At 50.8% G+C, this 25,143-nt stretch carries 17 protein-coding genes; 10 read left to right on the forward strand and 7 right to left on the reverse strand.

Annotation, left to right across the window (positions count from 1 at the left end; genetic code table 11):
* Positions 1-87 precede the first annotated feature (87 nt).
* The 4 genes from rcsC to NA986_RS14900 all read right to left on the reverse strand — a co-directional run bounded on the left by rcsC (position 88) and on the right by NA986_RS14900 (position 8,640).
* Positions 88-2,934 carry a two-component system sensor histidine kinase RcsC gene (rcsC, locus tag NA986_RS14885; RefSeq protein WP_000876084.1) on the reverse strand — a complete coding sequence of 949 codons (2,847 nt, stop codon included), beginning with the start codon at positions 2,932-2,934 and terminating at the stop codon, positions 88-90.
* 117 nt (positions 2,935-3,051) lie between these two features.
* Positions 3,052-5,688, reverse strand: coding sequence for a DNA topoisomerase (ATP-hydrolyzing) subunit A (gene gyrA / locus NA986_RS14890; protein ID WP_001281271.1), 2,637 nt, complete (start codon positions 5,686-5,688; stop codon positions 3,052-3,054).
* A gap of 409 nt (positions 5,689-6,097) precedes the next feature.
* Positions 6,098-7,300 carry a mandelate racemase/muconate lactonizing enzyme family protein gene (locus tag NA986_RS14895; protein ID WP_000705586.1) on the reverse strand — a complete coding sequence of 401 codons (1,203 nt, stop codon included), beginning with the start codon at positions 7,298-7,300 and terminating at the stop codon, positions 6,098-6,100.
* Between the two features lie 14 nt (positions 7,301-7,314).
* The gene (locus NA986_RS14900) at positions 7,315-8,640 is read right to left on the reverse strand and encodes an MFS transporter (RefSeq protein WP_000098078.1); all 1,326 of its coding nucleotides are present in this window, start codon (positions 8,638-8,640) and stop codon (positions 7,315-7,317) included.
* A 49-nt stretch (positions 8,641-8,689) separates the two neighbouring features.
* On the opposite strand from NA986_RS14900, the gene NA986_RS14905 reads away from it, so the two are divergent.
* The 5 genes from NA986_RS14905 to yfaE all read left to right on the forward strand — a co-directional run bounded on the left by NA986_RS14905 (position 8,690) and on the right by yfaE (position 14,523).
* On the forward strand, positions 8,690-9,574 hold the full coding sequence (locus NA986_RS14905; protein ID WP_077910701.1) for a GntR family transcriptional regulator: 885 nt from the start codon (positions 8,690-8,692) through the stop codon (positions 9,572-9,574).
* A gap of 82 nt (positions 9,575-9,656) precedes the next feature.
* Positions 9,657-10,385, forward strand: a complete 729-nt coding sequence (ubiG, locus tag NA986_RS14910) for a bifunctional 2-polyprenyl-6-hydroxyphenol methylase/3-demethylubiquinol 3-O-methyltransferase UbiG (RefSeq protein WP_001091009.1) — start codon at positions 9,657-9,659, stop codon at positions 10,383-10,385.
* A 355-nt stretch (positions 10,386-10,740) separates the two neighbouring features.
* Entirely contained in the window at positions 10,741-13,026 is a 2,286-nt protein-coding gene (nrdA, locus tag NA986_RS14915; protein ID WP_001076495.1) for a class 1a ribonucleoside-diphosphate reductase subunit alpha, read from the forward strand.
* A gap of 112 nt (positions 13,027-13,138) precedes the next feature.
* The gene (nrdB, locus tag NA986_RS14920) at positions 13,139-14,269 is read left to right on the forward strand and encodes a class Ia ribonucleoside-diphosphate reductase subunit beta (RefSeq protein ID WP_000332024.1); all 1,131 of its coding nucleotides are present in this window, start codon (positions 13,139-13,141) and stop codon (positions 14,267-14,269) included.
* Entirely contained in the window at positions 14,269-14,523 is a 255-nt protein-coding gene (yfaE, locus tag NA986_RS14925) for a ferredoxin-like diferric-tyrosyl radical cofactor maintenance protein YfaE (RefSeq protein ID WP_000533921.1), read from the forward strand. The genes nrdB and yfaE overlap by 1 nt, the downstream gene beginning before the upstream one ends.
* Position 14,524: 1 nt before the next feature.
* On the opposite strand, the gene NA986_RS14930 is transcribed toward yfaE, so the two are convergent.
* Positions 14,525-15,715 (reverse strand): MFS transporter, encoded by a 1,191-nt coding sequence (locus NA986_RS14930; RefSeq protein WP_000660247.1) that lies wholly within the window; start codon positions 15,713-15,715, stop codon positions 14,525-14,527.
* Positions 15,716-15,876: 161 nt separating this feature from the next.
* On the opposite strand from NA986_RS14930, the gene NA986_RS14935 reads away from it, so the two are divergent.
* On the forward strand, positions 15,877-16,755 hold the full coding sequence (locus tag NA986_RS14935; protein ID WP_023216183.1) for a LysR family transcriptional regulator: 879 nt from the start codon (positions 15,877-15,879) through the stop codon (positions 16,753-16,755).
* A gap of 115 nt (positions 16,756-16,870) precedes the next feature.
* On the opposite strand, the gene glpQ is transcribed toward NA986_RS14935, so the two are convergent.
* Positions 16,871-17,941, reverse strand: coding sequence for a glycerophosphodiester phosphodiesterase (gene glpQ / locus NA986_RS14940; RefSeq protein ID WP_000858952.1), 1,071 nt, complete (start codon positions 17,939-17,941; stop codon positions 16,871-16,873).
* Positions 17,942-17,945: 4 nt separating this feature from the next.
* Positions 17,946-19,304 carry a glycerol-3-phosphate transporter gene (gene glpT, locus NA986_RS14945; RefSeq protein ID WP_000948739.1) on the reverse strand — a complete coding sequence of 453 codons (1,359 nt, stop codon included), beginning with the start codon at positions 19,302-19,304 and terminating at the stop codon, positions 17,946-17,948.
* 272 nt (positions 19,305-19,576) lie between these two features.
* Between glpT and glpA the strand changes: the two genes are divergently transcribed.
* From glpA to sseL, 4 genes are all read left to right on the forward strand, one after another.
* A complete protein-coding gene (gene glpA, locus NA986_RS14950) occupies positions 19,577-21,205 on the forward strand; it encodes an anaerobic glycerol-3-phosphate dehydrogenase subunit A (RefSeq protein WP_000857207.1) in 1,629 nt (542 codons plus the stop codon).
* Positions 21,195-22,454: a glycerol-3-phosphate dehydrogenase subunit GlpB gene (gene glpB, locus NA986_RS14955; RefSeq protein ID WP_023206198.1), complete on the forward strand. Its 1,260-nt coding sequence runs from the start codon at positions 21,195-21,197 to the stop codon at positions 22,452-22,454. The genes glpA and glpB overlap by 11 nt, the downstream gene beginning before the upstream one ends.
* The gene (gene glpC / locus NA986_RS14960; RefSeq protein WP_001285726.1) at positions 22,451-23,641 is read left to right on the forward strand and encodes an anaerobic glycerol-3-phosphate dehydrogenase subunit GlpC; all 1,191 of its coding nucleotides are present in this window, start codon (positions 22,451-22,453) and stop codon (positions 23,639-23,641) included. The genes glpB and glpC overlap by 4 nt, the downstream gene beginning before the upstream one ends.
* A 425-nt stretch (positions 23,642-24,066) precedes the next feature.
* Positions 24,067-25,089: an SPI-2 type III secretion system effector deubiquitinase SseL gene (sseL, locus tag NA986_RS14965; protein ID WP_023216186.1), complete on the forward strand. Its 1,023-nt coding sequence runs from the start codon at positions 24,067-24,069 to the stop codon at positions 25,087-25,089.
* The last annotated feature ends 54 nt before the right edge of the window (positions 25,090-25,143 follow it).

Consider the following 25,143-nt stretch of genomic DNA (forward strand, 5'->3'; position numbering starts at 1 on the left):
CCAGCCTGATGGCGCTACGCTTATCAGGCCTACCAGTCGACTCATCTTTTACAGGCCGGATCAGGCGACGCCGCCATCCGGCATTTTTTATGCCCGCGTTTTACGTACCCGCTCGGCATACACCGCCAGCGTCTGTTTCAACACATCCAGCGTCACAGGTTTCGACAAACAGCTGTCCATACCGGACTCCAGGCAACGTTGTTTCTCTTCCGCCAGCGCGTTCGCCGTCACGCCGACGACCGGCAGCGTCAGCCCAAGCTGACGGATACGCTGCGTCAGGCGATAGCCGTCCATGTTCGGCATGTTCACATCGCTCAGAACAATATCGATAGCATTTTTACTCAGCACATTCAGAGCGTCCACGCCATCATTGGCTGTCTTACACTGATATCCCAGCGATCCCAATTGATCGGCCAGCAGACGGCGATTGATCGGATGATCGTCAACGACCAGAATCATCATATCGTCATTTGAATCTGCGGTTTTATCCGTCGTCGGCAATGCGCTGGAAAGCGCTTCACTATCCAGCTCAATACTATAGATACGCGCCAACAGTGCGGGCAACTCATGTACCGACGCCACACTATGCACCCACTCGCCAGGCGCTCTTTCCAACGGAATCCCGATATGACGGCGGCAAAAGACGACCGCCGCCCTCCCCTGCCAGGTATGCTCCAGCGCGTCATCGACAATCAAAATATCGTCTGCGGCGGGTTCTTGCCCTTCATAACGCTGCGTATGAACGCCGCTACGCGCCAGACTGGTCTCAATAAACTGGCACAAAGAAGTATTGCGCACCGCCAGCCAACAGCAGGTTCCGGCGAGTCCTTCCACGCTCTTTTTCACAGGGTATTGCGCGCCATAAAGCGGGATGCGCAGCGTAAACTGGCTTCCCATGCCCGGCTCCGAATCGACGGAAATATCGCCGTCCATCATGCTGATCAATTTTTCGCAAATCGCCAGCCCCAGACCGGTCCCCTGAAAGTTACGCTGTACGCCGGTTCCCACCTGGAAGAAGGGATCGAACAGGCGAACCACCTCTTTTGCCGGAATACCGACGCCGGTATCCCGCACGCGAATGCTGAGATAATCCCCATCACAGCGCACATGCAGCACGATGCAGCCAATATCGGTAAACTTAATGGCGTTGCTCAACAGGTTTGAAATGACCTGCTGTAAACGCATCGGGTCGCCGTTCAGCGATACCGGCACGTCAGGCTCAATAAAACAATACAGGCCGAGCTGCTTACGCACCACCAGCGGCAGATAATTGGCGGTGATATGGTTCATCACCTCTCGCGGTGAAAATTCGCGCGGCTCAATCTTTAGCTGTTCCGACTCAATTTTCGAGAAGTCGAGAATGTCGCTGATAATTTTCAGCAACAGACTGGAGGAGTTATTCATCGCCGTGACCAGACGATCCACGCCTTTTGGCAGCTCTTTGGTTTGCAGCAGATCGAGATTGCCAATGATACCGTACAGCGGTGTGCGCAATTCATGGCTGACCGTTGCAAGGAACATGGATTTAGACTGGCTTGCCTGCTCCGCCGCCTGCGCCATCTCCTGCAGCGACTCTTCCATTTTGACGCGCGTACTCACATCTACCAACACGCAAATCGCGACGTTTTCATTGCGATAGCGGGAATGGACGAAGCTAATTTGCAAATTGGTATTATTGCTGGTCAATACATCAACAAAGTTGACCTGCTGGCCGCAAATGATTTGCGTCAGGCGCTGTCTGTCTTCATGCGTGAGCATGTTCAGGTAGGTGTGCGCCAGTTCGTTACTCAGAATATTGACACCATCAATAGTGCGCAGAATACAGATCCCCACCGGCGCGGAGGCGACGATTTTACGGTTGAACTGTTCATGTTCTTCCAGGCGCTGAGCATCGCTCTCCGCCGGAATGAAAATTCGCCGCTCATACATCCGCGCAAGCGTAAACAGCCCTGCGCCCACCAGCACGTTTAGCAGGATAGCATTCAGGATAAGAATACGAATACGCTCCAGGACTAAATCTACAGGCACAGAATAGACAATACTGAGCGAGGATGGCGGCAGGCTTTTTTTGAGTACCAGTTCGCGAAAACCTGGCGTATAACCAAACCAGGAGCGCTCCTGCATCCAGCGCGGCTCCGCTTTAATATTGCCGTCAGGACCGGTCAACGAAATCAGCGAATGGCCGTTCTCATCAATAATAGTGACGCCCATCGGCAAACTGCCGGGCGTGAAAAAATTTTCCATACGGATGGACTGCTCGACGCCCAGCAGCGCCTGCAGACGATTGGCCAGATACACCGGCGTCAGCGCATAAAAGTAGCCCACGCCCTGACGCGCGCCCTGGCTTATCCAGAAAAGGTTATTCCCACTTTCTTCCTGCGGCGCGTTGCGGTATTTCATAATCCGCTCATGTAACGCTTTTAACGCATCATCGCGCTCCACGGGCATTTCACGCAGGCCGAAATTCGCCATACAGAGGTTATCGCTGCCAATCAGGAAAACGCGGTTAAGATCATACGCCGCTGAAAAGTTGTCGCGCCAGTAACGCATAAACCATGCCAGCGACTCCAGCGAACCGCGCCAGGCGGAGCCCATCGCCGCACAGTCTGAGTCGGCGAATAGCGGTTCAAAGTCCGGCACCACCATTTTGTCATCACGCGCACGCGACGACATGACGCCGTTTTCCGCCGTTAAACGGTTCTCGGCGATATATTTGAGCTCTTTCATCACGTCCGATGTGCGCTGGATAAAACGCTGCGCCTGATCGGAGCTAAGGTTGAACTCCTGACGAATTTCAGACTCCCGCTGGTGCAGGGCATTGACGATGTAAAACACCGAAACAAAGGCGATTAAGAGCCAAATGAGTAACGCTAACGCTCTGAATAAGTAGCGCGAGACTTTCAGCGTAGTTCGAAAGGAAGCAAGGTATTTCAAAGGGGCGAAGCTCCGCCTCAGGATGTAAATAGAGTGTGACTAAGGTAGCGGTAAATGACGTAGCCCGCAACGGCAAAGAAAAAGGGCCGGATATCCGGCCCTCGCACAGCAATAACATTACTCGTCAGCGTCATCCGCAACGTCGTCATCGCTTTCCGCTTCCGGGGCGATATCCTCATCCCCTTCCGCCACGCTGCCGTCGATAGCGTCGAGTTCTTCGTCATCTACCGGTTCAGCAACGCGTTGCAGACCCACCACGTTTTCATCTTCCGCCGTGCGGATAAGGATAACGCCCTGGGTATTACGTCCCACTACGCTGATCTCGGACACACGGGTACGCACCAGAGTACCGGCATCCGTGATCATCATGATCTGGTCGCAATCGTCTACCTGTACCGCACCGACAACGGAACCGTTGCGCTCGGTCACTTTGATAGAGATAACGCCCTGCGTCGCACGAGACTTGGTCGGGTACTCGTCCGCTGCGGTACGCTTCCCGTAGCCGTTTTGCGTTACGGTCAGAATAGCGCCTTCGCCGCGTGGGATGATCAGAGAGACGACTTTATCGTCTCCCGCCAGCTTAATACCGCGCACACCGGTCGCGGTACGCCCCATCGCACGGACGGCGTCTTCTTTGAAGCGCACCACTTTACCCGCGGCCGAGAACAGCATGACTTCGTCAGAGCCAGAAGTCAGGTCAACGCCAATCAGCTCGTCGCCGTCGTTGAGGTTCACCGCGATAATACCGGCGGAACGCGGACGGCTGAATTCGGTCAGCGCCGTTTTCTTCACGGTACCGCTGGCGGTCGCCATAAAGACGTTGACGCCTTCTTCGTACTCACGAACCGGCAGAATCGCGGTGATACGTTCGTTGGCTTCCAGCGGCAGTAGATTGACGATCGGACGACCGCGCGCGCCACGACTGGCTTCCGGCAACTGATAGACCTTCATCCAGTACAGACGGCCCCGGCTGGAGAAGCAGAGGATGGTGTCATGGGTGTTGGCCACCAGCAGGCGGTCGATAAAGTCTTCTTCTTTAATACGCGCGGCAGATTTACCTTTCCCACCACGACGTTGCGCTTCGTAATCCGTCAGCGGTTGATACTTGACGTAACCCTGGTGAGACAGCGTCACGACAACATCTTCCTGGCTAATCAGATCTTCGATATTAATATCGGCGCTGTTGGCGGTGATTTCGGTACGACGCTCATCGCCGAACTGATCGCGAATTAACTCCATCTCTTCACGGATCACTTCCATCAGGCGATCGGCGCTGCCCAGAATGTGCAGCAGTTCAGCAATCTGCTCCAGCAACTCTTTGTATTCGTCGAGCAGTTTTTCATGCTCCAGGCCGGTCAGTTTCTGCAACCGCAGATCCAGAATCGCCTGCGCCTGCTGCTCAGTCAGGTAATACTGACCGTCACGCACGCCAAATTCTGGCTCCAGCCATTCCGGACGCGCAGCGTCATCACCAGCGCGCTCCAGCATCGCAGCAACGTTGCCCAGATCCCACGGACGCGAAATCAGCGCCGCTTTTGCTTCCGCCGGCGTTGGCGCGCGGCGAATCAGTTCGATAATCGGGTCGATGTTGGCCAGCGCAATCGCCAGAGCTTCAAGGATATGCGCGCGGTCACGGGCTTTACGCAGTTCAAAAATAGTACGACGCGTCACCACTTCACGGCGGTGGCGCACGAACGCTGAAATGATGTCTTTCAGGTTCATGATCTTCGGCTGGCCGTGATGCAGCGCCACCATGTTAATACCGAAGGAAACCTGTAGCTGGGTCTGGGAGTAGAGATTATTAAGCACCACCTCGCCCACCGCATCGCGTTTCACTTCAATCACGATGCGCATCCCGTCTTTATCGGATTCGTCACGCAGCGCGCTGATGCCTTCCACGCGTTTATCTTTCACCAGCTCGGCGATTTTCTCGATCAGGCGCGCTTTGTTCACCTGATAGGGAATTTCATGGACGATGATGGTTTCACGGCCCGTTTTGGCGTCAGCTTCAACTTCCGCGCGGGCGCGAATGTACACTTTGCCACGACCAGTACGGTAGGCTTCTTCGATACCACGACGACCGTTGATGATCGCGGCGGTCGGGAAGTCCGGACCCGGAATATGTTCCATCAGCCCTTCAATGCTGATGTCTTCGTTGTCGATATACGCCAGGCAGCCGTTAATCACTTCCGTCAGGTTGTGCGGCGGGATATTCGTCGCCATACCTACTGCGATACCGGAAGAACCGTTCACCAGCAGATTCGGAATTTTGGTCGGCATGACGTCCGGAATTTTTTCCGTACCGTCATAGTTATCCACGAAATCCACCGTCTCTTTTTCGAGATCGGCCATCAGTTCGTGGGCGATTTTCGCCAGACGGATCTCCGTATAACGCATTGCCGCCGCGGAGTCGCCGTCAATAGAACCGAAGTTACCCTGACCATCCACCAGCATGTAACGCAGCGAGAATGGCTGCGCCATACGAACGATGGTGTCATACACTGCGGAATCGCCGTGGGGATGGTATTTACCGATTACGTCACCAACGACACGGGCAGATTTTTTATAGGCTTTGTTCCAGTCATTGCCCAATACGTTCATGGCGTAAAGTACGCGACGGTGTACCGGCTTCAGGCCATCTCGGACATCCGGCAGCGCACGGCCAACAATGACCGACATCGCATAATCCAGATAGGAGCTCTTCAGCTCTTCCTCAATGTTGACCGGTGTAATTTCTCTCGCAAGGTCGCTCATCTAACCGCTATCCCTCTACTGTATCCCGGATTCAAAGGTCGCAAATTATAACACATTCGCCCACGTACTGGTAAACGGAATGCAGCCAGACAATGCTTTATTCGGGTGCCGCATGCTCTCTTCATTTATAAGCGTGGTCTCGGCGTTTATCGGCGATCGGCTTCAGAGGCGACACAGGGGAGATCGGGGCCTGGCCAGGAAGAGGCTGGAAAATCAATACCTCCCGTGTATACCCGTCATACTTCAAGTTTCATGTGCGTTGGCGGCAAGTTACTCGGCCCATCCCTGGGCCTCGCCCCGTCGGGGTTAGCGCAAGCGCTGTTCAAGACGGTTAACCATTTTATCCTGCAACTCGAATTATTTAGGGGATATGCCGGGAGGCATAAACCATAATCAGTATCACCAGATGCTATTTAATCACATAGGCCAGGTATTCTTTCACTACCTCATCGTTTAATTCCTGACCCAATCCGGGCTGTTCCGGCGCGACATAATAGCCATTTTCCGGCTGATAATCGTGGGTACAAAGTTCCCGAATAGATGCTTTCATCGCATTGGTATGATGCTCATGAATAATAAAGTTGGGAATTGCTGTTTCCATATGCAGCGCGGCTACCGTGGAAACAGGACCGCCGCAAACATGCACCTGTACAGTGGTGTCATAAATATTAGCATAGTCACAGATTTTCTTTCCTTCGGTAATTCCGCCGCAGAGACACAAATCAGGTTGCGCTACGGCAATAGACTGCTTCTCCAGTAATTCCCTGTATCCCCATCTTGTGTAGGAACGCTCGCCAGTGGCGATTGGAATCGTTGTTGAACGGGAAACTTTCTGCATATTATCAGAATTTAATGGATGAATCGGTTCTTCATAAAGAAAGATACGATACTTTTCTATCGCCTTCGCAAATTGAATAGCTGAGTTTGTACCGAGAAGAGAATGGATTTCCACGATAATATCAGCATCATCCCCCATTGCTTCACGCATAGCGGCAATTCGCGCTTCCCCCATTTTTAATTGATCGGCCAGTAACAATCCTGAATAGTTACGATTTTTATTCTGAAAAACACAGTCATCGCCATTACGATCGATTTCGAGTGGATCCACTTTAATCGCATCATATCCATCGTCAAGAGCCGCACGCGCCGCCTCAGCATATTCCTCAGGTGTCACTAATATCTGGCGTTTATCCCCCCAACCAAATTGTAACTGACTAGCATAGGTTCTTAATTTTTCATTAGTTTTCCCGCCAAGGAGCTGATAAACAGGTACACCTAAATATTTACCTTTGATATCCCAAAGAGCAATATCAATAGCGCTCATTCCGGCATAAAAAACGTTCCCGCCCCCCATCCCCCAAAAAGTCTTTCTGAAAAAGAACTCCCAAATTTTTTCGATATTTAGTGGATCTTCACCCACAATCAATGGCGCCAGATCTCTGATGATCCCTACGCCAGCTTTAGCGCCTGCGCCATAGGCCAGTCCTACTTCGCCAATACCACTTAATCCTGAGTCGGTATTCACCCGGATAAGTACTGGATTATAGGAGGACATCGTTTGATCTCTTTTTTTTAATTCACAGTCAAAAACTTCAATAGACGTAATTTTCATAATTTCTCCATTTATCAGGTTCGTGATACAACATTTGTTTGTTGGCTTTTTTCTTTTTTCACATCAATTTTCATTAACGCCAGAACGGCTACCGCAGCGAAGCAAAGTATTGCCTCTACAATAAATATTCCTGTCGCACCATAATGAGTAGAAACGAATCCCAGTGATTTATTAATCAGGAATCCACCAAGACTTGAACATGAGTTAATAAACGCAATGCTGATAGCCAACCCTGACGGCGACAATAATGCAGAAGGCAGCGCCCAGTAAGGTCCGTAATAGCTGAGGATCCCAACACCATAGAACGTTAGCCCCAGCATTCTCAACGACATTGAGGGGACAAGAGCAATCATCAGAAAACCACAGCCTGCCAGAAACATGGGTAATGCAGCATGCCATTTTCGTTCATTCTTTTTATCGGAATGCCAGCCCCACCAGGGCATGCTGAACATAGCGAAAATAAACGGAATACTCATGATTAAACCAACGTCAGTATCCGTAAAATCAGCTGAAAATCCCTTCACCAACCCCGGCAACCAGTAGTTTGCCGCCAGAGCAGCCGCCTGAATCAACATGTAGGCGAAAGAAAGCTGAAGCAAAACTGGATTTTTGATTACGGAAAGAAAGGATGAGTTGGTATTTTTATTTAATGCAGCTGCGGTTTCATTGTCAGTGCGTAATTTATTAACTAAGGCCGATATCTGCTGTGGCGTAAGCCATTTAGCCTTTTCTGGACTGTCAGGCAGTAAATAAAATGTCAGGATGCCAAGGAATACGGTAGGGATACCTTCAATAGCAAAAAGCCAGCGCCAGCCTTCATAATCCGGGGTATTCAAATGCTCGATGATCCAACCAGACATCGGCGCAGCCAATACCGATGCAACAGCAATAGATAACATGAAGAAACTATTGACTTTTCCGCGTTCACGAGCCGGGAACCAGCATGCAAGATAATAAACCATGCCCGGGAAAAAGCCAGCTTCAAATACCCCCAAAAAAATGCGAGCCAGCAAAATATGTTGAGTATCTTTAGCAAAAAAAATCAGCCCTGTTACCGCTCCCCAGCCGATAATAATGGAACTAATCCATTTTCTTGCACCAAGCTTTTGCAAGCCAATGCTACTCGGAATTTGAAAGATTAAATATGATATGAAGAATATAGAAGAAATATTAGCGAAATCCTCAGGCGTAATACCGAGAGATTCATTCATGCGTAATGCAGCAAACCCAATATTGACACGATCCATATAGTTAAAAAAGTAAAGAATAAAAGCCAAAGGAATGATTTTCCTTTTTACAATACGAATTGCATCGTATAAATTTTCTTGTGGACTACTCATTTTGCATCACCTTTTATGATTCAATGAATAAGGGTATTGACCGGAATCGATGTTACGTAAAAAACAATACAATTCAAAAGCTAATGTGTCATATCTGATATATCAGCAAGCAAACTTAATGAAATATACAATAATAACAATAAAGTATGTAAATTTTCTTATATCTGATATATTAGATCCGTTAATTTTGAATAAATTAATTACAATGGAGCCGGGTTTAACCATGGAGGAGAAGAAAATGAAAAATAGATTAAAGCGTGATTTTAGTCACATATCAATTGAAATACCCAAATCTATCACCCAGGTGATTAAAGAGAAAATAAGGGAGATGATTATCCATGGCGATTTCGATCTTGGGCAAGCGATCAGTGAAAATGAACTATCAAATATTCTGATGGTAAGTAAAACACCAATTCGTGAAGCTTTTATTTGGCTGAGCTATAATGAAAACTTAGTCAACATCATTCCCCGCAGTGGGACATTTGTTTTTTCTGTCACCGACGAGGATATCAATGATCTCATCAAAATGAGGGTTATCCTTGAACAGGGTGCAATTCGTGAAGCGATGGAGAAAAATGCTAACAATGTCATAGTCGAATTAAGCAATATTTTATCGAAGTCAGCAAAAATTAATGCAGAGCGAGATACGCAAGCTTACCTCAAACTGGATCATGATTTTCATTATGTTTTTGTGAAATATGCCGATAATAAATACATTTCACAAGCACACCTGTTGATCTCAGCACGTTTATTGGCAATTCGCTACAGACTGGATTTTACCGCTGAATATATCACCAGCTCTAACCGTGGACATGCCACTATTTTGGATATGTTAAAAAACAACAACGTCGAGGGCGTCTGTAATTTTATCACGCACCACATCGGTAGCGGTTTTACAGAACGCGCAAGAAAACTTCTTGCGCTGAAAGCGTAATAAAGACGGCAGTAGATATAACGCAGCGACTTTGCACCTGCTATACTGCCCCGATAGATCAATAGCGGAATCTCATGTACTCATGAACACTGAAAAACCGTCGGTAGCTCACAACGTTGACCATAATGAAATCGCCAAATTCGAAGCCGTCGCGTCGCGCTGGTGGGATCTGGAGGGCGAATTCAAGCCATTGCATCGCATCAACCCTCTACGCCTTGGCTACATTACTGAGCGCTCAGGCGGCCTGTTTGGTAAAAAGGTACTCGACGTCGGCTGTGGCGGCGGCATTCTGGCGGAAAGTATGGCACGCGAAGGCGCAACCGTCACCGGGCTGGATATGGGCTTTGAGCCTTTGCAGGTCGCCAAACTGCATGCGCTGGAAAGCGGCATCGAGGTAGAGTACGTGCAGGAGACGGTTGAGGAACATGCGGCAAAACACGCCCAGCAATACGACGTCGTCACCTGTATGGAAATGCTGGAGCATGTTCCCGATCCGCAATCGGTCGTCCACGCCTGCGCCCAACTGGTTAAACCCGGCGGCGAGGTGTTCTTCTCAACGTTGAACCGCAATGGAAAATCCTGGCTGATGGCGGTCGTCGGCGCTGAGTATATTCTGCGCATGGTGCCAAAAGGCACGCACGACGTGAAGAAATTCATTAAGCCTGCTGAACTGTTAAGCTGGGTAGATGAAACCGTCCTGAAAGAGCAACATATCACCGGGCTGCACTACAACCCGATAACCAATACTTTCAAACTCGGTCCCGGAGTAGACGTTAACTACATGTTGCATACCCGCGCTAAAAAAGCCTGACATCAAAGAATTTTCCTATAAGGGTTGCGTTAGATCATCGGGCGCAACCTTTCTCTTCGATGAAGAAATCAGCATTCGATCAAATTTTGATTTTTTTTTATGAATTGTTGACATCCTCTCCAGGCCTTATCAGACGCGCATTTAGCGATTCTTACGCTTTTGCAACCGCAATTTAACGCCAAAATCAACTCTTGTACTCAAAAGAATCCCTACTAGAATACTCACCATATAGCGTTTCACTTATCGATTACCCCCTATATATAGTATTTATCCACAGAGTTAGTCACAACGTGGCGTTGTGGATAAGCGGGGGGATATTTTTCTTTCACGGACAGGTAAACAGGTAGAAAACCACATGAATCAGAGTCTGCTGGTGACAAAGCGTGACGGCCGTACTGAGCGCATCAATCTCGACAAAATTCATCGCGTGCTTGATTGGGCGGCAGAAGGACTGAATAACGTATCGGTTTCTCAGGTCGAGCTACGCTCGCATATTCAGTTTTATGATGGGATTAAGACCTCCGATATCCATGAAACTATCATTAAGGCCGCCGCAGACCTGATCTCTCGCGATGCGCCGGATTATCAATACCTGGCTGCGCGTCTGGCGATTTTCCACCTGCGTAAGAAAGCCTTCGGCCAGTTTGAGCCGCCCGCACTTTACCACCATGTGGTAAAAATGGTTGAGCTTGGCAAATACGACAATCATCTGCTGGAAGACTACACGGAAGAAGAGTTCAAGCAGATGGATTCGTTTATCGTTCACGATCGCGATATGACCTTCTCCTACGCTGCCGTTAAGCAGCTGGAAGGGAAATATCTGGTGCAAAACCGCGTGACCGGCGAAATCTATGAAAGCGCACAGTTCCTCTACATTCTGGTAGCGGCCTGCCTGTTCTCGAACTACCCGCGTGAAACGCGTCTTGACTATGTAAAACGTTTTTACGATGCGGTCTCTACGTTCAAAATCTCGCTGCCGACGCCCATCATGTCCGGTGTGCGTACCCCAACCCGTCAGTTCAGCTCCTGCGTACTGATCGAGTGTGGCGACAGTCTGGATTCCATCAACGCCACCTCCAGCGCGATTGTGAAATACGTTTCTCAGCGCGCCGGTATCGGTATCAACGCTGGCCGCATTCGTGCGCTGGGCAGCCCGATTCGTGGCGGCGAAGCCTTCCACACCGGCTGCATCCCGTTCTACAAGCACTTCCAGACGGCGGTGAAATCCTGCTCGCAGGGCGGCGTGCGCGGCGGCGCGGCGACACTGTTCTATCCGATGTGGCACCTGGAAGTGGAAAGCCTGCTGGTGCTGAAAAACAACCGCGGCGTGGAAGGCAACCGCGTACGTCACATGGATTACGGCGTACAGATCAACAAACTGATGTATACCCGCCTGCTGAAGGGCGGCGACATTACGCTGTTCAGTCCGTCCGATGTACCCGGGCTATACGATGCGTTCTTCGCCGACCAGGACGAATTCGAACGCCTGTACGTGAAATATGAAAACGACGACAGCATCCGCAAACAGCGTGTGAAAGCGGTCGAACTGTTCTCGCTGATGATGCAGGAACGCGCCTCTACCGGTCGTATCTATATCCAGAACGTTGACCACTGCAATACTCACAGTCCGTTCGATCCGGTTGTCGCCCCGGTACGCCAGTCTAACCTGTGTCTGGAGATTGCCCTGCCGACCAAACCGCTGAACGATGTCAACGATGAAAACGGCGAAATTGCGTTGTGTACGTTGTCTGCGTTCAACCTGGGCGCCATTAAAACTCTGGACGAGCTGGAAGAACTGGCTATTCTGGCAGTACGCGCTTTGGATGCTCTGCTCGATTATCAGGATTACCCGATTCCGGCTGCCAAACGCGGCGCAATGGGCCGTCGTACGCTGGGCATTGGCGTGATTAACTTCGCCTACTGGCTGGCGAAAAACGGTAAACGTTATTCCGACGGCAGCGCCAATAATCTGACGCATAAAACCTTCGAAGCCATTCAGTACTATCTGCTTAAAGCGTCCAACGAACTGGCGAAAGAGCAAGGCGCCTGCCCATGGTTCAACGAAACCACCTATGCAAAAGGCATTTTGCCGATCGACACCTACAAAAAAGATCTGGATGCGATCGTCAACGAACCGCTGCACTACGACTGGCAACAGCTGCGTGAGTCGATCAAAACCCACGGTCTGCGTAACTCCACGCTATCGGCGCTAATGCCGTCGGAAACGTCGTCCCAGATCTCCAACGCCACCAACGGCATTGAGCCGCCGCGCGGCTACGTCAGCATCAAGGCCTCGAAAGACGGTATTTTGCGTCAGGTCGTGCCGGATTATGAGCATCTGAAAGACGCTTACGAACTGTTGTGGGAGATGCCGAACAACGACGGTTATCTGCAACTGGTGGGTATCATGCAGAAGTTTATCGATCAGTCGATTTCCGCCAATACCAACTACGATCCGTCACGTTTCCCGTCAGGAAAAGTGCCGATGCAGCAACTGCTGAAAGATTTGCTCACCGCGTATAAGTTTGGCGTGAAAACTCTGTACTATCAAAATACCCGCGACGGCGCGGAAGATGCGCAGGACGATTTGGCGCCTTCTATTCAGGACGATGGCTGCGAAAGCGGCGCTTGTAAGATCTGATGAATAGTGCCGGGTAGCGCTATGCTTACCCGGCCTACGATTGTACGGTTTGTAGGCCGGATAAGGCGCTTGCGCCGCCATCCGGCGCTCATCCCATAAAGGATTCACTTCAATGGCATACACCACTTTTTCACAGACGAAAAACGATCAGCTCAAGGAACCCATGTTCTTTGGCCAGCCGGTCAACGTTGCACGCTATGACCAGCAGAAATATGACATCTTCGAAAAACTGATCGAAAAACAGCTCTCTTTCTTCTGGCGTCCGGAAGAGGTCGACGTCTCCCGCGATCGTATCGATTATCAGGCGTTGCCGGAGCACGAAAAACATATCTTCATCAGCAACCTCAAATACCAGACGCTGCTGGATTCCATTCAGGGACGTAGCCCGAACGTCGCCCTGCTGCCGCTCATTTCCATCCCGGAGCTGGAGACGTGGGTAGAGACCTGGGCGTTTTCTGAGACGATTCACTCACGATCCTACACCCATATTATTCGTAACATCGTCAACGATCCGGCGGTCGTGTTTGACGATATCGTGACCAATGAGCAAATTCAGAAGCGCGCCGAAGGGATCTCCGCCTACTACGACGAACTTATTGAGATGACCAGCTACTGGCATCTGCTCGGTGAAGGCACCCATACCGTTAATGGCAAAACGGTTGTCGTGAATCTGCGTGATCTGAAGAAAAAACTGTATCTGTGCCTGATGAGCGTGAACGCGCTGGAAGCCATTCGCTTCTACGTCAGCTTCGCCTGCTCTTTCGCATTTGCCGAGCGTGAACTGATGGAAGGCAACGCCAAAATTATCCGTCTGATCGCCCGTGACGAAGCTCTGCATCTGACCGGCACGCAACATATGCTGAACCTGTTGCGTAGCGGCGTGGACGACCCGGAGATGGCGGAAATCGCCGAAGAGTGTAAACAGGAATGTTATGACCTGTTCGTGCAGGCGGCGCAGCAGGAAAAAGAGTGGGCGGACTATCTGTTCCGCGACGGTTCGATGATCGGCCTGAATAAAGACATTCTGTGTCAATACGTTGAATATATTACGAATATTCGTATGCAGGCGGTGGGGCTGGATCTGCCGTTCCAGACCCGCTCCAACCCAATCCCGTGGATCAATACCTGGCTGGTGTCCGATAACGTTCAGGTTGCACCACAGGAAGTGGAAGTTAGTTCTTATCTGGTCGGACAAATCGATTCGGAAGTCGATACCGACGATCTGAGTAATTTCCAGCTCTGATGGGACGCGTCACGCTGCGTATCACTGGCACACAGCTGCTGTGCCAGGATGAACACCCTTCTCTGCTGGCCGCGCTGGAATCGCATAACGTTGAGGTGGAGTATCAGTGCCGCGAAGGTTATTGCGGCTCCTGTCGTACCCGGCTGGTTGCCGGTCAGGTTGACTGGATTACGGAACCTTTAGCGTTTATCCAGCCGGGAGAGATTTTGCCCTGCTGCTGCAGGGCAAAAGGCGATATCGAAATCGAGATGTAACTCAGTGCAACTCGCTGGTGGAAACCAAAGGCATCACGCCACGTTTTTTCATCTGCACGGCATACAGTGCGCCAGCGAGTACCACCAGCACCGCGCCAGCGACATAAATCATACGATAGCCAACCGACTCAACCATCATTCCCATGATAAAGGCGCCAATCGCCATTCCGGCGTCCATCGCGTTAAAGAACAGTGAATTCGCCACGCCGATTTTATGCGGTTCAACCGAGCTGATAATTTGCGTCTGGAAAACCGGCGTGACCGAACCGTAGCCGATACCGATGAGACCGCCGGAAATAATCATCATGATGCTGCCATTGGTGTAGCCCAGCGCCACCAGACCGATGGTAAAAGCCAACAGACATGGGAAAACAACGTATTTCGGCCCTTTTTTATCACAAATATTCCCGGTGAAGGTACGGCATATCATCAGGAAAATCGCGTAGCACAGCAGGAAATTACTGGCCGCCGCCATTAAATCCAGCTCACGCGCATACAGCGCCAGGAAAGCCGACACGCCGGCATAGGAAAAAGTCATAAAAAAGGTGACCAGCGCAAAAGGCAAGGCGGCGCGGTCAAACATCGCGGCAAAACCCAGATTCGGTTTCGAACCATCGGCATGACGAATTACCGGAGGGACCGTCACAATCAGGGAAAGTACAATCCCTAACGCCGCTACAGCGGAACAAAGCCAGAATGCGGCAGTGAACGCGTTCCAGCGGGCCATATTCAAACCGATCCACGGTCCTACGACCATCGCAAGGCCCATCGCTAAAGAGAAAAAGCTGATGCCCTCTCCACGTCGGGAGGCCGGAATTAACCGCGCTGAAATAGTTCCTTTTACCGTGGTAATAACACCAAACGTAATCCCATGAAGTACGCGGATAAAGAGCAGCGACTCGATAGAATGGCAAACCGGATACAGCGCGGTAATCACCAAAAAAGCCAGAGAAGAGAGCACCAGAATCTTTTTATTCGAATATTTTCCCACCCACTGTCCGGCAAATGGCCGAATAACAATTGCCGCGGCCAGGAAACATGTCACTAACAGCCCGGCCTTATCTGCAGAAGCATGCAGGCGATCAGCAATATAAATGGGTAATAAAGTTAGCAGTACATAAAAAACAAAAAAGATAATAAAACTGACTATGGTGATTGCCCAAAAATCCTTCGTCCATAATTTTTCTTTCATTCTTAACGACCCGCTCAGATGGCGCACGCAGGCAACGCTCAGCTCAACTGAACACCTATCAGGTGCGTCAAAATGTGATGTATTCGATAGAATCGCAGTATAAACAAGTGCACTCTATTAGAAAAATTAATCGTTTTAATTATATTGATTAGGTTTTACTAATGACGCTAACCCAAATCCACGCCCTGCTTGCCGTACTGGAGTACGGCGGATTTACCGAAGCCAGCAAACGGCTATACATGACGCAATCCGCCGTCAGCCAGGCCATCTCCGCGCTTGAGGAGGAGCTCGGCATTGACATATTGATTCGTGAGCGTCGTAAAGAGATTGAGCTTACCGCCGCCGGTAGCCGCATCGTCAGGCACTTACGCGCGATCCAGCGCGACGTCAACGCGGTAAAAGAGATTGCCGAACAAGAAAAAAAGAACCCGGCCCGTACGCTACGGATTGGCTGTTTTCCCAGCGCCTGCGCCTGCATTTTACCCGGCGTCATTCGCTATTTTGAAAGCCATCATCCAAATGTAAAAATTATCCCTTATGAAGAGAACAGTACGGCTATTATTGATTCGCTGCAGGACGGAAGTATTGATGCCGGTTTCGTTCCTTTTCCGGTCAACGGTATGTATTGCGTCCCCATTTACCGGGATAAATTCACCGTAGTGGTGCCTGAAAATCATCCCCTGGCGGCCAATAGTACAGTAACGGTCGAAGAACTGATGGACGAACCACTTATTGTCAGTAAAGGTCGTTATGAATTAAGCATTATGGCGTTGTTTAAAGAAAAGGGTATTGAGCCGATATTTAAATATGAATTTAACCATCCCGATACTGCGCTGAATTTTATTCGCCAGGGATTAGGTATCGCCTTATTGCCAGAATTAACCTTAAAAGCCACGACAGGAAAATTATGCTCCGTGGCGCTGGAACCCACCTTTTATCGACAAATTTCCCTGTTAGCAAAAGAACCGCCGGTAGAAGGAAGTCCGCTATTTTTATTACAAAAATGTATGGAAACACTGACCGATGAGGGGTTGCTATAAAACAACCCCGCCTGATGGCATTGCGTTTACCAGACTTACGCTGGCAAACGTTGCGCCAGGCCGGACGAGGCGTTTATGCCATCATCCGGCGCGTCACTTCGACTATGGCAAACCTTTAGTCATTTTTTTGCAGGAACATGACCGCCTTATCCGGGAAGTCAGTGAACAGCCCGTCGACGCCCGCCTTGTTATACAGGATGTCGTACAACTGATTGACGTCTGTGGCATAGTCCGGCAATTGATCGGCACGCACAGTGTAAGGATGCACTACCATCTTATTCTGATGCGCGTCTTGCACCATTCCAGTCAGTTTGATATTCCCTTTCGTTGAGCCTTCCGCGACCAGCATATGGTAATCCGGACCAATACCGTCCGCATATTCCGCCACCTGCTTCATAGCGCCCGGCTTAAACATCCAGTCGTAGTTGTAATTTACCCAACGACCGTCCGGCTGTTTCTGCTGTGTTTCATTCCAGTCGGTATACGCAATAAGTTGAACCAGATTGAGATCCATCCCCATTTTGGGTTCCAGTTCGTTCTTAATACGTTTCAGCTCAGCGACATCAAAACACTGCAAATAGACATTGTCCTGCTTGCCGGTGTAACCATACTTCTTCAGCACTTCCAGCGTTTTCGCGGCAATATCTTTCCCTTCCTGATGATGGAACCACGGCGCTTTAATTTCCGGATAAATACCGATATTTTTACCGGTAGAGTGATTTAATCCCTGAACGAATTCAATTTCCTCTTCAAAGGTATGAATGCGGAAATCAGATTTTCCCATCGGGAAACGGCCCGGATAAGTTTGTACTTTTTTGCCGTTTTCAATATCAAACCCTTCGGTAAACTTCAGGGATTTAATTTCATCCAGCGTAAAATCGATAGCGTAATAGCGCCCATCTTTACGCGCCCGGTCCGGAAAACGGTCAGCGACGTCAGTCACCCGGTCAAGGTAGTGGTCATGGAGGACGACCAGATGGTCGTCCTTTGTCATCACTAAATCCTGTTCCAGATAATCTGCCCCTTGCGCATACGCCATCGCTTTCGCCGGTAGCGTATGCTCCGGCAGATAACCGCTGGCGCCACGGTGGGCGATAACGACTTTTTCAGCCGCCACGGCGCCGCTTCCGATGGTCATTCCTGCCAACATTAACGCCACGCTAAGGTTTTTCAGTGTGGTTTTCATGTTATTAGCCTCCGTTGCGTTTTAACTGCAGCTCATCATGATGGCGTTTTTCACCAATCATCACGACCACCAGCAGGATTACCGCCAGAATGCTGCCGCCAATCATCACCATAAAGCCGCCATCCCAACCGAAGAAGTCAACGGTATAACCCACAATGGCGCTTGCAGCGACAGAACCGCCCAGGTAACCAAACAGACCGGTAAAGCCCGCCGCCGTACCCGCCGCTTTTTTCGGCGCCAGTTCCAGCGCGTGCAGACCGATCAACATTACCGGGCCGTAGATCAGGAAGCCGATGATAATCATACAAGCCATATCAACGTTCGGGTTTCCTGCCGGGTTCATCCAGTAAACGATGGTCGCGATAGTCACCAGGGTCATAAAGAACACGCCGGTCGCGCCACGGTTGCCGCGGAAGACTTTATCCGACATCCAGCCACACAGCAGCGTGCCCGGAATACCCGCGTATTCATACAGGAAGTAGGCCCAGGAGGATTTATCCAGTGCGAAATGCTTCACTTCTTTCAGGTAGGTCGGCGACCAGTCGAGGATGCCGTAGCGCAGCAGATAAACAAACACGTTGGCGATAGCGATGTACCACAACAGTTTGTTTGGCAGTACGTACTGCATGAAGATCTGCTTCGCAGTCAGCTCTTCTTCCGCTTTTTCGTTGTAGTCGTCCGGATAGTCGTTTTTATACTCTTCGATAGGCGGCAGACCGCAGGATTGCGGCGTATCGCGCATCATTGCGAAAGCGAACAGCGCCACCACAATCGCGCCAAAGGCTGGCATATAGAGCGCCGCTTTCCAGTCGTTAAACCACGCCATCCCCAGCAGGAACAGCAGTGGCGGGATTCCGCCGCCGACGTTATGCGCACAGTTCCAGACCGACACAATGCCGCCGCGCTCTTTCTGCGACCACCAGTGAACCATCGTACGTCCGCACGGCGGCCACCCCATCCCCTGGAACCAGCCGCAAAGGAACAACAGTACAAACATCACGGCGATGCTGGATGTCGCCCACGGTACAAAGCCCATAAACAACATGACTGCTGCGGCCAGAATCAACCCTGCCGGCAGGAAAACGCGCGGATTCGAGCGATCGGACACCGAACCCATTATAAATTTCGAAAAACCATAAGCGATGGAAATCCCGGACAGCGCAAAGCCCAGATCGCCGCGTGAAAAACCCTGTTCTACCAGGTAGGGCATCGCGAGGGCAAAGTTCTTGCGCACCAGATAATACGCGGCATAGCCAAAGAATATCCCCAGGAAAATCTGCCAGCGTAATCGGCGATAGGTCGGATCAATCTCCGCCGCTGGCAAGCGCGCTTTATGCGGCGCTGGTTTAAAAATACTCAACATATTGTAGCCTCCGTGGCCCGTATTTTATTTAGAGGTAAACACCGCAGTTCGTTCAAACAACCCCGCTGCTCCCAGTGTGGCCGCGATGTTAAGTAAAGATACGTCACGTTAATGTGAATTACAGCACATATTGTTACAGATTTATGACTAATGTTCAGAAAGGCGCACGAAATCACGTTTCATTTTCGAATAGTGAGCGATTATGCGCGAAATCAAACATTCCATATGATTTGTATGGCTAAATGATAAAAAACGAACTGTGAGGAAAAACAATGAAAACTCGCGACTCGCAAGCAAGTGACGTGATTATCATTGGCGGTGGAGCAACAGGCGCAGGGATCGCCCGCGACTGCGCGCTGCGCGGTTTACGTGTCATTCTGGTGGAGCGGCATGATATAGCGACCGGCGCGACCGGGCGTAACCACGGGCTGCTGCACAGCGGCGCTCGTTATGCGGTTACCGACGCGGAATCCGCGCGCGAGTGCATTAGTGAAAACCAGATTTTAAAACGGATCGCCCGCCATTGCGTCGAACCGACGGATGGTCTGTTTATTACGTTGCCGGAAGATGATCTTGCGTTTCAGGCCACCTTTATTCGCGCCTGTGAAGCGGCGGGCATTCGCGCTGAAGCCATCGATCCGCAGCAGGCTCGCATCATCGAACCTTCCGTTAACCCTGCGCTCATCGGTGCGGTAAAAGTGCCGGATGGCACCGTGGACCCTTTCCGCCTTACCGCCGCCAATATGCTGGATGCCAGAGAACATGGCGCAATCGTGTTAACGGCGCATGAAGTGACCGGGCTCATTCGTGAAGGCGCAACGGTCTGCGGCGTCCATGTGCGCAACCATCTCACTGGCGAAACCCAGACGCTTCACGCGCCGGTGGTAGTCAATGCGGCAGGTATCTGGGGGCAACGGATCGCCGAATACGCCGACCTGAGTATTCGCATGTTCCCGGCGAAAGGCTCGCTGTTGATCATGGACCATCGGATCAACCAGCATGTCATTAACCGCTGCCGGAAACCATCGGATGCCGACATTCTGGTACCTGGCGATACGATTTCACTGATCGGCACCACCTCTACCCATATTGATTACAATGAGATAGACAGCAACCGCGTCACCGCAGATGAAGTCGATATCCTGCTGCGTGAAGGGGAAAAACTGGCCCCTGTCATGGCGAAGACGCGTATTCTGCGCGCGTATTCCGGCGTCCGCCCGCTGGTGGCCAGCGATGACGATCCCAGCGGTCGTAACGTCAGCCGCGGTATTGTGTTGTTCGACCACGCCGAACGCGACGGGCTTGAAGGCTTTATTACCATTACCGGCGGGAAGCTAATGACTTACCGCCTGATGGCGGAATGGGCGACCGATGCCGTGTGCCGCAAGTTGGGTAATACTCGCCCCTGCATCACGGCGGATACGCCGTTGCCTGGCTCAAAAGAGTCTACGGAACATACGCTGAAACGCATTATCTCGCTTCCCGCGCCGCTACGCGGATCGGCGGTTTATCGGCATGGCGATCGCACGCCGGGGTGGCTGAGCGAAGGCCGCCAACACCGTAGCCTGGTCTGTGAATGCGAGGCCGTCACGGCGGGGGAAGTGCAGTATGCCGTCGAAAACTTAACCGTGAATAGCCTGCTGGATCTGCGCCGTCGCACCCGCGTAGGGATGGGCACTTGCCAGGGCGAGCTGTGCGCCTGCCGCGCGGCCGGGCTATTGCAGCGTTTTAATGTGACGACCGCGGCGCAATCTATTACGCAACTCTCTGAATTTCTGAATGAGCGCTGGAAAGGCGTACAACCTGTCGCCTGGGGAGACGCGCTGCGCGAAAGCGAATTCACGCGCTGGGTTTATCAGGGATTATGCGGTCTGGAGAAGGAGCACCAGGATGAAATTTGATACGGTTATTATGGGCGGCGGTCTCGCCGGTTTGCTGTGCGGACTGCAACTCCAGCAGCATGGATTACGCTGCGCCATCGTCACCCGCGGACAAAGCGCGCTGCATTTTTCCTCCGGCTCGCTGGATCTACTCAGCGCCCTGCCCGACGGCCAACCGGTGACCGACATTACCGCCGGGCTTGATGCGCTGCGCCGCCAGGCGCCTGAACATCCTTATTCGCGTTTAGGCGCGCAAAAAGTCCTTACGCTGGCGCAACAGGCACAAACGCTACTTAACGCCAGCGGCGCGCAGTTATACGGCGACGTACAGCAGGCGCACCAGCGTATCACGCCGCTTGGCACATTGCGTTCAACCTGGCTTAGCTCGCCGGAAGTACCGGTCTGGCCGTTATCCGCACAGCGAATTTGCGTCGTCGGCGTTAGCGGATTACTGGATTTCCAGGCGCACCTTGCGGCAGCGTCGCTGCGCCAACGCGACCTCAACGTGGAAACCGCAGAAATCGACCTTCCGGAACTGGACGTACTGCGTGATAACCCGACGGAATTTCGCGCGGTCAATATTGCGCGTCTACTTGATAACGAAGAAAAATGGCCACTGCTGTACGACGCGCTGTCGCCAATAGCGACAAACTGCGACATGATCATCATGCCCGCCTGTTTCGGGCTGGCGAACGATACGCTGTGGCGCTGGCTTAACGAACGTCTGCCCTGCGCGCTTACGCTGCTGCCGACGCTGCCGCCATCGGTGCTCGGTATTCGTCTGCACAATCAGCTCCAGCGCCAGTTTGTCCGTCAGGGCGGCATCTGGATGCCGGGCGATGAAGTGAAGAAAGTCACCTGCCGTCGCGGTACCGTGAGCGAAATATGGACCCGCAACCATGCCGATATCCCACTGCGCCCACGTTTTGCCGTACTTGCCAGCGGTAGCTTCTTTAGTAGCGGTCTGGTTGCCGAGCGCGAAGGGATCCGCGAACCTATTTTAGGGCTCGACGTACAGCAAACGGCCACCCGCGCCGAATGGTATCAACAACATTTCTTCGACCCACAGCCCTGGCAGCAGTTTGGCGTCGTGACGGATGACGCTTTCCGCCCCTCCCTTGCGGGCAACACGGTAGAAAATCTGTATGCAATAGGTTCTGTGCTGGCGGGATTCGATCCTATAGCTGAGGGATGCGGCGGCGGCGTCTGCGCAGTCAGCGCCCTCCAGGCCGCGCACCATATCGCTGAGCGTGCAGGAGAACAGCAATGAGCGACACACGTTTTGAAAGTTGTATTAAATGTACGGTGTGCACCACCGCGTGCCCGGTCAGCCGCGTTAATCCAGGCTACCCTGGCCCTAAACAGGCCGGACCGGATGGCGAACGCCTGCGTCTGAAAGACGGCGCGCTGTATGATGAGGCGCTGAAATATTGCATTAACTGCAAACGGTGTGAGGTCGCCTGTCCGTCGGACGTGAAGATTGGCGATATCATCCAGCGCGCCCGCGCGAAATACGATACGACGCGCCCGTCATTGCGTAACTTTATTCTCAGCCATACCGATCTGATGGGCAGCGTTTCAACGCCGTTCGCGCCGGTGGTCAATACCGCCACCGCATTAAAGCCAGTGCGCCAGTTGCTTGATTACGCGCTCAAAATCGATCATCGCCGCACCTTACCAAAATACTCTTTCGGCACCTTCCGCCGCTGGTATCGTAGCGTGGCGGCGCAGCAGGCTAAATACAAAGATCAGGTCGCCTTTTTCCATGGCTGTTTTGTGAATTACAACCATCCGCAGCTCGGAAAAGATCTGATTAAGGTGCTGAACGCAATGGGTACCGGCGTACAGTTACTGAGTAAAGAGAAGTGTTGCGGCGTACCGCTGATCGCTAACGGTTTTACGGATAAAGCTCGCAAACAGGCTATCAGCAATGTGGAGTCGCTACGCGAGGCGATTGCCGTCAAAGGTATTCCGGTCATCGCCACGTCATCCACCTGTACGTTTGCGTTGCGCGATGAATATCCTGAAGTGCTGGACGTGGACAACGCCGGGCTGCGCGAACATATCGAGCTGGCCACCCGCTGGCTATGGCGCAAACTGGATGCCGGGAAAACGCTGCCGCTTAATCCTTTGCCGCTGAAAGTGGTCTACCATACGCCGTGTCATATGGAAAAAATGGGCTGGACGCTTTACACGCTTGAACTGTTGCGGCAAATTCCGGGGCTTGAATTGACGGTACTTGATTCACAGTGCTGCGGCATTGCCGGTACGTATGGATTTAAAAAGGAAAACTATCCGACATCACAGTCCATCGGCGCGCCGCTGTTCCGCCAGATTGAAGAGAGCGGCGCCGACATTGTCGTCACCGATTGTGAAACCTGTAAGTGGCAAATTGAGATGTCTACAAGCAAACGCTGCGAACACCCCATTACGCTACTCGCCCAGGCGCTCGGCTAAGTAAAAAGCGCCGGAGCCCCTCCGGCGCCATTACCCTACTCACCAGGGCCGATTTTCCATCAGACATATACCCTTCATACTTCAAGTTGCTTATGTGTTGGCTACGGATTATTTTGGGTATAAACGCGGATGTCTCTTTGCAATAACCTGCCCTATTTGGTCAACCATGACCGCTAACCCACGGGGTCATGACAGATAACGACGTTACTGTTTATAGAGCAATATCTCTTGTATCGACGCGTTACCAGCCCCCTTTAAAGAGGGGGATAACTGAATATCCCCAATAATAATTGAGAGTTATGTGAATAATAAGAAAATCAGGTCTATGCCTGATTTAATATATCCTTCACTAATAATAATATTTTTACAAATAATTATACATTACATCATATTCGCTACTTTCACCTACCAGGAAACAGAGCAAAATGAATATATGTGTAAATTCACTTTACCGATTGAGCATACCGCAATTTTACAGCTTATATGCAGAAGAGGTGAGCGATGAGACGCTTGCGTTGTTGTTTAGCGCAGTAGAGAACGGTGATCAGAATTGTATTGATCTGTTATGCAATCTTGCGTTACGCAACGATGAGCTGGGACATAGAGTTGAGAAATTTCTTTTTGATCTCTTTAGCGGAAAAGTATCGGGCTCACCAGATATAGATAAAAAAATCAATCAGGCTTGCCTTGTATTACATCAAATCGCCAATAACGATATAACAAAAAATAATACTGAGTGGAAAAAGCTACATGCCCCTTCCAGATTACTTTATATGGCCGGTTCCGCGACAACCGACCTTTCTAAAAAAATAGAAATAGCACATAAAATTATGGGCGACCAGTTCGCTCAGACAGATAAAGAACAGGTTGGAGTTGAAAATCTTTGGTGTGGTGTGCGAATGATGTCGTCAGATGAGCTGGCAGCTGCAACGCAAGGTCTGGTTCAAGAATCACCTTTTCTCTCGGTAAACTATCCCATTGGGCTTATTCATCCTACCACCAAAGAAAATATATTAAGCACTCAGCTACTTGAAAAGATTGCTCAATCAGGATTATGTGAAAATGAAATCTTTCTGATAAATACAGGAGATCACTGGCTTCTCTGTTTATTTTATAAACTTGCAGAAAAAATAAAATGTCTCATATTTAACAGTTATCATGATTTAAATGAAAATACTAAGCAAGAGATTATAGAAGCAGCAAAAATTGCAGGCATATCAGAAAACGAAAATATTGATTTTATTGAAACTAATTTACAAAATGATGTACCCAACGGCTGTGGTCTATTTTGTTACCATGCAATTCAACTCTTATCGAATGCCGGACAAAACGATCCTGTTACCACACTACGAGAATTTGCGGAAAATTTCTTAACGCTTCCAGTAGAGGAAAAAACACTATTTAACACCCAAACCCGGCGACAAATATATGAATACAGTCTCCAGTAATGGTGAGTACTTAGAGCCTATCCCATTAGGCTCTTATCCTGAAATGATGCTCTG

This window comes from Salmonella sp. NW177, assembly GCF_051811585.1.
Classification (GTDB): Bacteria; Pseudomonadota; Gammaproteobacteria; order Enterobacterales; family Enterobacteriaceae; genus Salmonella; species Salmonella enterica.